The organism is Cecembia sp., from assembly GCF_007126775.1.
Classification (GTDB): Bacteria; Bacteroidota; Bacteroidia; order Cytophagales; family Cyclobacteriaceae; genus Cecembia.
The window spans coordinates 1-12,275 of sequence record NZ_SLAP01000087.1; the positions used below are offsets into that span (position 1 = coordinate 1).

15 protein-coding genes and 1 tRNA gene are annotated in these 12,275 nt (G+C 38.6%); 9 read left to right on the forward strand and 7 right to left on the reverse strand.

All coding sequences use genetic code 11. The features are described 5' to 3' along the window. The 5 genes from QZT73_RS05295 to QZT73_RS05315 form a co-directional block, all read left to right on the forward strand. On the forward strand, nucleotides 1-408 hold a 408-nt coding region (locus QZT73_RS05295; RefSeq protein ID WP_291787017.1), incomplete at its 5' end, for a hypothetical protein. 187 nt (nucleotides 409-595) lie between these two features. Beyond that, nucleotides 596-3,208: an ATP-dependent chaperone ClpB gene (clpB, locus tag QZT73_RS05300; protein ID WP_291787021.1), complete on the forward strand. Its 2,613-nt coding sequence runs from the start codon at nucleotides 596-598 to the stop codon at nucleotides 3,206-3,208. A 191-nt stretch (nucleotides 3,209-3,399) separates the two neighbouring features. Beyond that, nucleotides 3,400-3,972 carry a Pycsar system effector family protein gene (locus QZT73_RS05305; protein ID WP_291787024.1) on the forward strand — a complete coding sequence of 191 codons (573 nt, stop codon included), beginning with the start codon at nucleotides 3,400-3,402 and terminating at the stop codon, nucleotides 3,970-3,972. Nucleotides 3,973-4,160: 188 nt separating this feature from the next. Next, nucleotides 4,161-5,162, forward strand: a complete 1,002-nt coding sequence (locus tag QZT73_RS05310) for a hypothetical protein (RefSeq protein WP_291787027.1) — start codon at nucleotides 4,161-4,163, stop codon at nucleotides 5,160-5,162. A gap of 56 nt (nucleotides 5,163-5,218) precedes the next feature. Further along, a complete protein-coding gene (locus tag QZT73_RS05315; protein WP_291784432.1) occupies nucleotides 5,219-5,794 on the forward strand; it encodes a pyridoxamine 5'-phosphate oxidase family protein in 576 nt (191 codons plus the stop codon). 287 nt (nucleotides 5,795-6,081) lie between these two features. On the opposite strand, the gene QZT73_RS05320 is transcribed toward QZT73_RS05315, so the two are convergent. The 3 genes from QZT73_RS05320 to QZT73_RS05330 all read right to left on the reverse strand — a co-directional run bounded on the left by QZT73_RS05320 (nucleotide 6,082) and on the right by QZT73_RS05330 (nucleotide 7,131). After that, a tRNA-Ala gene (locus tag QZT73_RS05320) sits at nucleotides 6,082-6,155 on the reverse strand. A gap of 50 nt (nucleotides 6,156-6,205) precedes the next feature. After that, complete coding sequence (recR, locus tag QZT73_RS05325) at nucleotides 6,206-6,826, reverse strand: recombination mediator RecR (RefSeq protein WP_291787030.1); 621 nt, start codon at nucleotides 6,824-6,826, stop codon at nucleotides 6,206-6,208. An 11-nt stretch (nucleotides 6,827-6,837) separates the two neighbouring features. Then, nucleotides 6,838-7,131 carry an ATP-dependent Clp protease adaptor ClpS gene (locus QZT73_RS05330; protein ID WP_291784434.1) on the reverse strand — a complete coding sequence of 98 codons (294 nt, stop codon included), beginning with the start codon at nucleotides 7,129-7,131 and terminating at the stop codon, nucleotides 6,838-6,840. A 52-nt stretch (nucleotides 7,132-7,183) separates the two neighbouring features. Here QZT73_RS05330 and QZT73_RS05335 point away from each other — a divergent pair, with 52 nt between their 5' ends. Next, the gene (locus QZT73_RS05335) at nucleotides 7,184-8,629 is read left to right on the forward strand and encodes a sodium:solute symporter (protein WP_291787033.1); all 1,446 of its coding nucleotides are present in this window, start codon (nucleotides 7,184-7,186) and stop codon (nucleotides 8,627-8,629) included. Here the strand turns inward: QZT73_RS05335 and QZT73_RS05340 are convergent. The 3 genes from QZT73_RS05340 to QZT73_RS05350 form a co-directional block, all read right to left on the reverse strand. Next, nucleotides 8,626-8,997: a helix-turn-helix transcriptional regulator gene (locus QZT73_RS05340; RefSeq protein ID WP_291784436.1), complete on the reverse strand. Its 372-nt coding sequence runs from the start codon at nucleotides 8,995-8,997 to the stop codon at nucleotides 8,626-8,628. The genes QZT73_RS05335 and QZT73_RS05340 overlap by 4 nt on opposite strands. Before the next feature lie 111 nt (nucleotides 8,998-9,108). After that, complete coding sequence (locus tag QZT73_RS05345; protein ID WP_291784437.1) at nucleotides 9,109-9,450, reverse strand: MGMT family protein; 342 nt, start codon at nucleotides 9,448-9,450, stop codon at nucleotides 9,109-9,111. Then, nucleotides 9,437-9,730, reverse strand: a complete 294-nt coding sequence (locus QZT73_RS05350) for a mechanosensitive ion channel domain-containing protein (RefSeq protein ID WP_291784438.1) — start codon at nucleotides 9,728-9,730, stop codon at nucleotides 9,437-9,439. The genes QZT73_RS05345 and QZT73_RS05350 overlap by 14 nt, the downstream gene beginning before the upstream one ends. A gap of 77 nt (nucleotides 9,731-9,807) precedes the next feature. Here QZT73_RS05350 and QZT73_RS05355 point away from each other — a divergent pair, with 77 nt between their 5' ends. Genes QZT73_RS05355 through QZT73_RS05365 form a run of 3 tightly spaced genes read left to right on the forward strand, consistent with a single transcriptional unit; the run spans nucleotide 9,808 to nucleotide 11,638 of the window. Beyond that, nucleotides 9,808-10,485: an SDR family NAD(P)-dependent oxidoreductase gene (locus QZT73_RS05355; RefSeq protein WP_291784451.1), complete on the forward strand. Its 678-nt coding sequence runs from the start codon at nucleotides 9,808-9,810 to the stop codon at nucleotides 10,483-10,485. 17 nt (nucleotides 10,486-10,502) lie between these two features. Further along, nucleotides 10,503-11,189 carry a head GIN domain-containing protein gene (locus QZT73_RS05360; protein ID WP_291784453.1) on the forward strand — a complete coding sequence of 229 codons (687 nt, stop codon included), beginning with the start codon at nucleotides 10,503-10,505 and terminating at the stop codon, nucleotides 11,187-11,189. Continuing rightward, complete coding sequence (locus QZT73_RS05365) at nucleotides 11,189-11,638, forward strand: nuclear transport factor 2 family protein (RefSeq protein WP_291787035.1); 450 nt, start codon at nucleotides 11,189-11,191, stop codon at nucleotides 11,636-11,638. The genes QZT73_RS05360 and QZT73_RS05365 overlap by 1 nt, the downstream gene beginning before the upstream one ends. A 113-nt stretch (nucleotides 11,639-11,751) precedes the next feature. Here the strand turns inward: QZT73_RS05365 and QZT73_RS05370 are convergent, their stop codons facing one another. Beyond that, nucleotides 11,752-12,168: an META domain-containing protein gene (locus QZT73_RS05370; RefSeq protein WP_291784456.1), complete on the reverse strand. Its 417-nt coding sequence runs from the start codon at nucleotides 12,166-12,168 to the stop codon at nucleotides 11,752-11,754. Nucleotides 12,169-12,275 lie beyond the last annotated feature (107 nt).

Below are 12,275 nucleotides of genomic sequence, written 5' to 3' on the forward strand. Positions count from 1 at the left end.
GAAGTCCAAGAAAAGAGCAAGCAGGAATTGATGGAAGAGAAAAAAGCCATTCAGGAAGAGAAAAAAAGATTGGCTCAGGAAAAAGCTGAAATGAAAGCAGAAGGTAGGCTTGAAAAAGAAAGGCTTGCCTACGAAAAAGCCGAACAAAAGCGCTTGAAAAATTATGAAAAGGCAGTCAATAACTATGAAAAAGCCATGAATCGGAAGCATAAGACCGAAATCAAATTGGCCAAGCAAAATTTAAAGCTTGAGAAAGCCATACAGAAGGGCAAAGCTTCGGATGCAGACCTTTCAAAAATGGACTTGAATATCAAAAAAACAGAGATAAGCCTTCAACAAGCGGAAATGGCGATGGACAGGTATCAAAGGGAAATAGATAAGTACTCGAAATCGAATGATGATAACTAGATTTCTTTATTTGTTTTATAAGTTATCCGTTTTTTCTGTCAAAAAGTCCGTTTATTATAGCAGCATAGCTAAAAAAAAGACAAAATTTCCGTTTTTCTTAATCTTTTTGCTTTGGTGAAGAATTTGTTGGATTGATTTGGACCTTGCAATTGGGGTCTTCAAAAGTTAACACTAACCAACTACATTTATGGACTTCAAGCAATTTACCATCAAGTCTCAGGAGGCAATACAGAAAGCTGCTGAGTTGACAATGGCGGAGCAGCAACAGGCTATAGAGCCAGCACATATTTTAAAGGGGATATTTTCAGAAGATGAAAATGTAACGGACTTTCTATTTAAAAAATTAGGGGTCAATAAATCATTGGTTGTCCAAAAAGTCGATGATATTATTAAAGGTTTTCCTAAGGTAAGCGGACAGCAGCCTTATCTTTCACCTGATGGCAATCAATTGCTGACTAAAGCAAAGACCTATTTAAAAACGTTTGGGGATGAGTTTGTTGCTATTGAGCATTTGCTTTTGGGAATACTTGCCGGTCAGGATAAGGCTTCCCAACTTTTGAAAGACCAGGGAATGAATGAAAAGACCCTTGTCGATGCTATTAAGGAATTAAGAAAAGGAAATAAAGTGACAGATCAAAATGCAGAATCTAAGTACAGGGCTTTGGAAAAGTATTCTAAAAATCTGAACGAACTGGCCAAAAAGGGGAAGATTGACCCTGTTATTGGACGTGATGAGGAGATCCGAAGGGTATTACAAATTCTGGCCCGAAGGACTAAAAATAATCCCATACTCTTAGGAGAACCGGGTGTTGGTAAGACAGCCATAGTAGAGGGGCTTGCTCAAAGAATCGTCAGTGGAGATGTTCCTGAGAATTTGAAGTCGAAAACATTAATTTCCTTGGATATGGGCTTGCTGGTGGCAGGCGCTAAATACAAAGGAGAGTTTGAAGAGAGGCTAAAGGCAGTAATCAAAGAAGTGACGGATTCTGACGGAGAGATCATTCTCTTCATAGATGAAATCCATACCTTGATTGGAGCAGGGGGTGGTGGAGAAGGAGCTATGGACGCAGCCAACTTACTTAAGCCTGCTTTGGCGAGAGGGGAATTGCATGCTATTGGAGCAACTACATTGAAAGAGTATCAAAAATACATCGAAAAAGACAAGGCTTTGGAGAGAAGGTTTCAGGCGGTAATGGTCGATGAACCAGATATTGCAGATGCCATTTCCATCTTAAGAGGGATCAAAGATAAATATGAGCTGCACCACGGTGTCAGGATCAAAGATGATGCGGTGATTGCTGCTGTTGAATTATCACAACGTTATATTTCGGACAGGTTTCTTCCTGACAAGGCCATTGACCTGATGGACGAGGCGGCAGCCAAGTTGAGGATGGAGATAGACTCCTTGCCACAGGAACTGGATGAGTTCAACAGAAAAATCATGCAGTTGGAGATTGAAAGAGAGGCGATCAGAAGGGAGAACAATAAAGATAAAGAGGCGGTGCTTTCCAAAGAGATAGCCGAACTTTCAGAAAAAAGGCAGTCGGTAAAAGCCAAGTGGGAGAGTGAAAAATCCGTGATCACAGGTATCAGAACAGAGAAGGAAAACATCGACAAACTCAAGTTAGAAGCAGAGCAGGCTGAGCGGGCGGGGGATTTTGGGAAAGTCGCTGAAATAAGGTACGGTAAAATCACAGAGGCAGAAAAGAAACTGGAAATTTATCAAAAGCAATTGGAAGAAATGCAAGAGGGTTCTCCCTTATTGAAAGAGGAAGTGGATAATGAGGATATCGCCACGGTGGTATCCAAGTGGACAGGAATACCCCTTTCAAAAATGATCCAAAGTGAACGAGAAAAACTTCTTTATTTAGAGGATGAGCTAGGGAAAAGGGTAGCCGGCCAAAGAGAAGCCATTGCGGCTTTGTCTGATGCGGTAAGAAGAAGCAGAGCTGGTTTACAGGATCCAAAACGGCCGATAGGCTCCTTTATCTTTATGGGCACCACAGGTGTAGGTAAGACTGAATTGGCCAAGGCCCTCGCAGAATATCTCTTCAATGATGAGAATTCCATGGTTAGGATTGATATGTCTGAATATCAGGAAAGACATGCTGTATCCAGACTTGTAGGAGCGCCTCCAGGATATGTTGGTTATGATGAAGGGGGGCAGTTGACAGAAGCTGTAAGACGTAAGCCTTACTCTGTGGTTCTGTTGGACGAAATAGAAAAGGCCCATCCAGACGTATTCAATATTTTACTTCAGGTTTTGGACGATGGAAGATTGACCGATAATAAGGGTCGAATAGCGAACTTTAAGAATACCATCATTATTCTAACCACCAACATTGGATCTCATCTGATACAGGAAAGATTTTCCTCCTTAGAGGAATGGAATAAAGAGGAGATTATGGAAAGAACAAAAGCAGAAGTCTATGATCTACTTAAGAAGTCGGTAAGGCCTGAATTCCTGAACAGGATTGATGAAACGATAATGTTTGAGCCTTTGAATAAAGAAATCACGAGAAAGATAGTGGATATTCAATGGAAGGAAATAAAGCACAGGCTTGAAGAAGCCAATATAGAAATTGAAGCTACCAAAGAAGTCCTGGATTATTTGGGCGAGGTAGGTTTTGATCCACAGTTTGGGGCAAGACCGCTTAAGCGGACTATGCAGCGATTAATTCTTAATGAACTCTCTAAACAGATTCTTTCAGGGTATATCAAGAATGATTCAGCTGTTTTAGTAGATCTAGATGCAGATAAGCAGGTGTATTTCAAAAATGTGGAGACCGTAGAGGTATAGCGGATTTGTTGGACAAAAGTGAAAAGGCGCATAGGACTTTCTATGCGCCTTTTTTAATTCTTTAGATGTAGGTCAGTGGGCACATGAAGGGATCAAATTATTTTCTTTAAAATACCTAAATCATCTTTTTTTTATTGGGTTGATAAAAAGAGAAGAAAATTTTTAAATTATGCTTTCTAAGACACATATCTATGCAAGAAGAAAAATCCAATAAAAAAGAAAAATCTGAAAGAGAAAGACAGACATTTTTTAGGGTAGCATTTAAAAACAATTGTAACCTCCTCCAAATTGCAGATAATAAAGCCAATATGGTTATCAGTATTAATGCGTTGGTGATTTCTTCTATCATTGCCATTTCGAGCTATGGAACAATATCCAATAAATTTGAGATGTATAGTTTTAAACTTATTATACCACTTGTTCTTATTTTAGTTGCATGTTTAATTTCCACTATTCTGGGTGTACAGGCTGCAAAACCGAAAATATTAGATGATAATAAGAAAGGAGGCCAATCACAAACTGGGAGTATTTTGTTTTTTGGAGAAAGTTCGGCATATACCAAAGAAGAATATTTAAATGAACTTGAAAAAATTCTTCCTTCCCGTAATGCATTGAACAGTAATATGTCTGTCACTTTGTATTATCAGGGCAGGATATTGAAGAATAAGTATAATCTTTTAGGATATGCCTATAATGTATTTCTGCTTGGATTAGCTATTGGTGTTTTCTCATTTCTGATATTTCTTTTCTTTGATTTAAATTAATTGAAAAAGGAGGAGTGGTTTATAACCTTTTGATTTATTGTTATTTTTCTTTATCTTCTCTGCGAATTTATCTCCCAATGAAGATCCCTCTTTCGTTTTTTTTGCGCAATTCAATTCAGCGATTGTTAAAAACACCATTAAGTAAGTGGTATTTTCTTACACTTCTGCTCCTATATTTTTTGGGTATAATGAATTTGTCTTATTCCCAGCAAGAGTTTAAAAAAACAACCCTGTTTCATGAAGAAGAGGTGCTGAATATTCGATTAGGCTATTCTTTTAAAGATTTAAAATCCAGACAATCGGATGAACAGGGCAAATCGGTTTTTTTGTATTATAAAAATGAAAAGCATGATTGGGATTCCATTCCTGTCCTTATCCGTGGCAGAGGTAATTTTAGAAGAGAAAAGTGTTTTTTTACGCCAATTAAAATAAAAATGAAGAAAAAAGCGGTCAAGGGAACTGTTTTTGCCGGAAATAAAAAACTAAAAATGGTATTGCCCTGCCAAAATGCAAAGGATGCCAGCGATTTTTTGGTCAAAGAATACATCTCTTATAAATTGTATGAACCGCTTAGTCCCTACCACTTCAATACCAGATTAATTCATCTCAATTTGACTGACGAAAGGGGTAAAAATCAAAAAGAGTATGAAGTCAAAGCAATTTTAATTGAAGATGACAAGTTAGTAGCGAAGCGCTTTGATGCCAAAATGTACAAAGGTGATGTGTTGAGCCCTCAACGACTTCAGGATACAGCAACTGTTATCCACGACTTTTTCCAATATTTTATTGGGAATACAGACTGGTCATCAAGGAATAAACATAATGTAGCGATTATGCAACTTTCAGACGGTCAGTATATTCCCTTATGTTATGATTTTGATATGGCGGGGATGGTAAATGCTAGCTATGCTACAGTCAGTGAAATGTTGACTATAAGCTCAGTAACAGAAAGGCTTTACAGGGGATTATGTAAAGATGAGGCCCTTTTTCAATATGTCAGGGCTTACTATATCGAACGTGAATCAGCCATTTGGCAAACTTTTGAACAAGCTTCGGTACACCTCGATCCAAAAATGATTCCTGGTATGAAACGTTATATTTCTGACTTTTTCGATGTGTTGAAAAATGACAAGAAATTCAAAGATGAGATATTGAATAGATGTAGGAGCCTTCAAGCACTTAACAATTAGGCGTTTTTCTTGTTAAACCTAAAAAATGTTGGTGTCCTTAATAATCTTTTTTGGGAATGTTATATAAAATAGGGGAGAGTCCGGAAGAAATATTTTCAACATTAAAACATGAACTTCATCGTGCAGCATTGGATAAAAAGCACCCATTTAGATTTGTGGTACTTTCCACTTCAAATTTTCATGGGCCCGATTCCAGATATGTGGTTATTAGAGCGGTAAATGAGCATTTGCATTTTTTTGTTTTTACGGATTTTCGTACTGAGAAAGTGAAAGCAATTCAAACCCATCCTATGTCATCACTACTATTTTACCATCCTCAGAAAAGGGCGCAGGTAAGGATACAAGCAAAAACTGTGATTCACCATCAGGATGATTTGGCTCAGCAATATTGGAAAAAGGTGCAAGGAGAGGCGCGGAAAGCGTACCATTCCATTTTACCTCCTGGGGCTCCCATTCACAGGCCTGATGAAGCCTTTTCTTGGAAAGATACCTTGGAAGACGCTTCATTTTTTACAGTATTGGAACTGATACCAAGCTCCATTGAGTTGTTGCAATTAAATGGCTTGGAGCATTTAAGAATTAGATTCAACTGTTCAAATAATGAATGGACAGGTCAATGGCTTGCTCCATGAATAGTTTGTTTTTGAAAAAATAGGTGTCACTTATTTTTTCTTTTGATATTGAGCTTTCGTTTTCGCGCGGATGATTTGTCGGGCAATATTTCTTTATGTACGATTCGCCAAATAAGAGCTCCAGATCTGCTGGAAGGTATTGCTACGTAATTGTGGTATTTTGGCCGGTTTTCCAGGTCATTTGTGGATCTGATATCATACTTGTGGTTTTTTGTAGAATGGAGGATATAGACTTAATACATATTTAAAAATAAAAAAGGCCTGCAAAAAATCTGCAGGCCTTTTAGTGGAGGATAACGGATTCGAACCGATGACCTCTACACTGCCAGTGTAGCGCTCTAGCCAACTGAGCTAATCCCCCTTTGGGTCTGCAAATATAGAAAGGGTTTTTATTTGCGCAAAAGAAATTCATTAATCTGCGGAATAATTTACCCTGGTCAGTATACTTCTGCCCAAGGTGATCTCGTCGGTGTATTCCAGTTCTCCGCCTATGGGTATGCCTCGGGCTATGGTGCTTACCTTAATCCCGAATTCCTTGAGTCTCCTTGTGATAAAGAATGATGTCGTATCTCCCTCCATTGTAGCGGGAAGGGCAAGGATAACTTCTTCAATTTTGTCTTCGGTCTGCTTATTCGCAACCCTCTGGATCAATGCTTCAATTTTCAAATCATCCGGACCGATGCCTTGAATGGGGGAAATCACACCCCCCAGCACATGGTAGAGGCCTTGGTATTGAGAGGTATTCTCAATGGCCAGGACATCCGGAATATCTTCTACTACACAAATGATGGATTTATCTCTTTTTTGACTAGTGCAGATTGAGCAAACAGGTTCGTCAGAAATATTGAAACATGAATTGCAATATTGCACCTCCTTTCTCAAGGCCAATAGAGAAGCAGATAAATCTTCCGTAAAAGTTTCTTTTTGTTTAAGTAAATGCAAAGCCAACCTCAAGGCAGTTTTTTTTCCTATACCTGGCAGTTTGCTGATTTCATTGACAGCATTTTCAATGAGTTTGGAAGGGAAATTCACGTATGCCGGGTTTAAATCACAGCTGCTTGAATGCCTGCGTCAAGAATAGCTTGGCACATGGGTTTCAGTTTTTCTCTACTGCCTTTTTTGACAGTGCATTTGCCTTTATAATGTATTATCAATGTGCACTGTTCGGCTTGTTCGGGTGTATGTTGACAAACCTTAATGAGGATTTTGGCAACATGATCGAAGGTATTGATATCGTCGTTAAATACTACCAACTCACACTCATCAGTATCTATCAACTCTTCCACCAATACTTCTTCTTGCTCTAGCATGGGATAAGATTGTGTATGGTAATTCATTTTGCAAATTTAATAATTATAAACAACTTAGCAGTATGTTCTTTTAACCGCTATGGATTCAAAGTTAGTTCTTATCGTAATAACATCATATTTTGTGCTCTTGTTTTTGATTTCCTGGTTTACATCCAGAAAGATTTCAGAAGACACATTTTTTACAGGAGACAGACAATCCCCCTGGTTTTTGGTAGCCTTTGGCATGATCGGAGCCTCTTTATCAGGTGTTACTTTTATATCCGTTCCCGGTGAAATCGGTAATACTAAATTTCATTATTTCCAAGTGGTTTTGGGATACACTCTGGGTTATTTTACTATAGCAAAAGTACTTTTGCCACTTTATTACAGGCTTAATTTGGTATCTATATATTCCTATCTAGAAGATAGGTTTGGGTTTTGGTCTTACAAGTCCGGTGCTTTCTTCTTCATCTTATCCCGTACACTTGGTTCTTCCATACGGGTGTTCTTGGTAGCAGGTGTACTCCAACTGATTCTTTTTGATCAATGGGGCATCCCTTTTTGGGTATCTGTTTTGATTACGGTTTCCCTGATATGGATATATACTCATAGAGGGGGGATCAAAACTGTGGTTTGGACAGATACTTTGCAAACCTTTTTCATGTTGGCGGCTGTCTTGGTAAGTATTTATTTGGTGGCAAAAGATTTAGGGGTCTTGAGTTTTAGTGCAATTATTGATACGGTGGCTGCTGATTCTAGGTCGGAGATTTTTAATTGGGATTGGCAGTCGGGCACTAACTTTTTCAAGCAGTTTGCCTCAGGGGCTTTTATCACCATAGTAATGACCGGGTTGGATCAGGATATGATGCAAAAAAACCTGACCTGCAAAAATATAGGTGATGCACAGAAGAACATGTTTTGGTTCACCATCATTTTGGTTTTTGTAAATCTGCTTTTCCTTGTACTAGGTGTCTTGCTTTATCAATATTCCGAAAGCAATGGGCTTTCCATACCTGCAAGGACGGATGATCTTTATCCTTTTTTGGCTACTCAGCATTTCACGGCATTTGCAGGCATTATTTTTATTTTAGGGATAACGGCTGCGGCTTACTCCAGTGCAGACTCTACTTTAACTGCACTGACCACCTCTTTTTGTTTTGATTTTTTGGGGATTGATAAAAAATACACGAAAGAAAAGCAGGTTTCGGTGCGCAAAAAAGTACATTTAGCATTTACTGCACTGATGTTTTTGGTAGTCCTTGTTTTCAGGTGGATCAACGATCAGAGTGTGATCAATGCGGTTTTTATCATTGCGGGATATACTTATGGACCTTTGCTTGGGCTTTATGCTTTTGGATTGTTTACCAAATGGCAAGTGAGAGACAAGTGGGTTCCATATTTGGCTGTTCTTGCACCAATTTTAGCTTTTCTGATCAGTCAGAATTCCAAAAAACTACTTTGGGGATATCAATTTGGATTTGAAGTATTGATATTGAATGGGCTCTTGATGTTTGTAGGATTGTTTTTATTAAGAAAGAAAATTTAAAGCTCTTGTCTAGCGATCAGTTCATTGATTTTCTTTAACCTTAATATGCTGCTTTCTAGGCTAATCTGACTCCCATCAAGGTCTACCAAAACAGAAATTTGGCCATTCTGACTATGCTTTTTATGTGTATCATATCCAGCGCTTACACTTGGGGCTATTGAAATCAGTTCCTGTACATCTACTTCATACAATTCAGCCAGTTTGAGCGCATCTTCCATTTTAAGATTGGATCTTCCCTGCTCATACCTGGAGTAAGCTGTATAATCTTTTTTCCCTAAGTATTCAGCGATATATTCTTGGGTATAACCCCTTAACACCCGGTGTTTTCTTAGATTTTCTGCGATGTGACTTTTCAATGCGGTTTCCATACTCCTCCTTTTTTCAGGAGACAAAACAAAAAGCGTACACATTTGGGCTAAAAAGTAAAAAAATGTTAAAAAAAATCAGAGAATGTCCATAATTACCTGAATTTGGCACTTTTATCCTTCTTGCTCCAATTCAATTGGATCCCAAAAATATTCTTCAAAATTTAAGATTTTATCCTTTTCAACCCGAATACCTTCAAGTTCCAGGAGTTCTTGCATCCTACTTGGGCTGGAAAAATGATGTTTACCTGTGAGAACACCTTCTCTATTGACAACTCTATGTGCGGGAATTCCAGGCATGGTATGGGAAGCATTCATAGCGTAACCGACCATGCGGGCACCGCTTTTTATTCCAAGATAATTGGCGATAGCCCCATAGGAGGTAACCCTACCTTTGGGAATCAGCATGACTACTTGATAGACGAGGTCGAAATAGTTTTCTTTATTTTTTCTCATTGATTTTGATCATATCTCCCAATGCAAATTGATCTGCAAACAAAATGATCAACCCATTGATGGTATTTGCGATGTACTCTTTTGATACTATGGCAATTGCCGCAGCTACGATAGTAATTCTGGTTAAAAATTCCAATGGCCTAAGGCCAAAAGCCATAATCAGTGCGGAGATGAATACAATTGAAATTAGTATATTGGAAATCCTAATGACTCCTAATAGGAGATAAAGATGAATGTTTTCATAGCGGTGTTTTCTTAAGTAAATCCTTGCTGTGACCATTCTGATCTAGGAATTGGTTACTAACATGCCTAATAATTAAACGATTTTGCAAAAGTTAAATCTTAACAAATGTACATATGGAAAGGAATATAATAATCACAGGTGCTGCAGGAAATTTAGGAAATGCAGTAGTGAGTAAATTTAAAAGAGAAGGATACCGAATTGTAGCCATTATTGAACCAGAGTCAGGAGATGAAGTAGAAGAAGCAGATGATGTGTATGAAGTGGATGTAATGGATGCCCAGGCAGTAAAGGACTTTGCCAAAGAATACCAGTTGCAGTATGGAGAAGTGGACGCTATCGGACTATTGGTGGGCGGTTATGCAATGGGCAATATAGAGAATACGGCCATTGAGGATATGGAAAAGATGATCCGTTTGAATTTTTTTTCAGTTTTCAATATGGTTAAAAACTTCCTTCCGGTAATGAAAAAGGCGGATTTTGGTAATTTTCTCTTCGTTGGTGCCAGGCCTGCACTGCAGCCAGAAGACGGAAAGGGAGTTGTGGCATACGCTTTGAGTAAAAATATGGTAATGGAACTGGCTAATTATGTTGCGGAAGAGGCGAGAGGTACTCGGATAAGGGCACATTTATTTGTACCCAGCATAATTGATACACCTCCGAATCGGGAAGCCATGCCAGATGCAGACTTTAGCCAATGGGTCAGCCCTTCAGAAATCGCAGAAGCAATGCACTACGCTGTCAATAATCCGGCGCTGAGAAATATGACCTTCAAGCTATATGGAGGAATTTAAACCAAAGAATATAAGGAATGAAAACAAAAATCATTTATTTCATTTTACTGCTTTATTTTCCAGCCTACCAACTCTTTGCTCAGACGCAAAGCGAAACCCGGACTTTAAGGGACTTTGATGCCGTGAAAGTTTCCAATTCCATAAAGGTGGAGCTTGTACAAGGAGAAGAAAACAAGGCCGAGCTGAAAGTTTCGGGTATCGAATTGGGGAAAGTGGAAACTTCAATAGTGGATGGCACCCTTGAAATCCGTTTGGCAAGAGGAAATTACAGAAACCATGATGTGGAGGTAAAGGTGACCTATATTGATATCCAGGGTATAGAGGCCAATACCAGTGCGCGAGTGATTGCCAAAGACCTCATTATTGCTGAAGAAGGTTATCTATTTGCTGCTACCAGTGCTTATCTGGAAGCAGAGATAGAGGCAGAAATATTTAATATAGAGGCAGCGACCAATGCCAGAATTTTTGTGAAGGGGAAGGTGGGAAGTTTGGGTCTTAGGGCATTTACCAATGCTGAAATTGACGGAAGGGCTTTGACTGCTGGAGAGGTCGAAGTAATGGCCAACACCGCAGCAAATGTGTATTTCAGAACAACAGGATCAATAGAGGGCTCTGCAGCTACTGCTGGGAAAATTTATTATGCCGGCAGTCCAAAAGATATTAACGTAAAAACCGGAACAGGAGGAAGCATATCTAAATTCTAATGAAAAAAATATATTTATTAGTGCTGATATTTTCTTTTTTCATTACTGCTTTAAAGGCGCAGGAGGAGAAAGAAGTTGAAAAAGTAATTGCTACTTTATTCGAGGGAATGAAAGCCAAGGATGGGGAAAAAGTCCAGAAATTATTTCATCCAGATGCCAGCATGCAGACTGTCATAGCAGAAGAAAATGGTGCTACGCTTGGGTCCAATTCGGTTTCAGATTTTATTACAAGAATTTCTACCGTCGCGGAAGGTACTGTTTTGGATGAAAGAATTCTGGAGTATCACATTAAAATTGATGGCCATATGGCTTCTGCCTGGACACCTTATGAATTTTATGTAAGTGACAGCTTTAGTCACTGCGGAGTCAATTCATTTCAAATGATCAAAACTTCAGATGGTTGGAAAATCACTTATGTGATTGATACCAGAAGAAAAGAAGGTTGCTAAAAAAAACAGGCCGCATTTTGAACATGCGGCCTGTTTTTCGGCGTGCTGATTGAGCCTTTTATCTTACTTTGAAAAAGGTTCGTTTTAAACCATTAAGTGAATTTTGGAAATTTTTATTGAGGTATAAAGCTCAGTAATTCCTTTGCCCCATCCAATAATGTCAATTTATTTTTTGCGACCTTGAGATTACTGACTTGGGAAAGGGCTCCCAAGAAGTCATTTTCCCCACTTCCCTCACAGGCTTTTTTGGTCATTGCTCCTGGGTCAAGCTTGATATTGGTTCCATCCAAGCTGAAATTACCGTTAAAATTGTTACAGCCAGTAAATCCCGTCAAACCACCCCCTTCCAAAAAATTCAGTGAAGGTAAGCCGTTCAAAAACTTAGCAGGATCCAAGGCCTGTCCCATAAGGCTTGACAGTACCCAGTTGTTACCTGTTAATAAGCTTAAAGGATTAAGATTTCCTACCGAACTGCAGGAAGCAAGACTCATCACAAAAGCTAAGGAGAGCAAAATGGAAAATTTTTTCATGTTCGTGCTTTTTAAATAAAATAAATATATCAATAAAGTGATAAATCTAATAAAATGATCAATCTTTTGAAAATTTGAAATATTGAAATGAATATTTTTTAAATAAA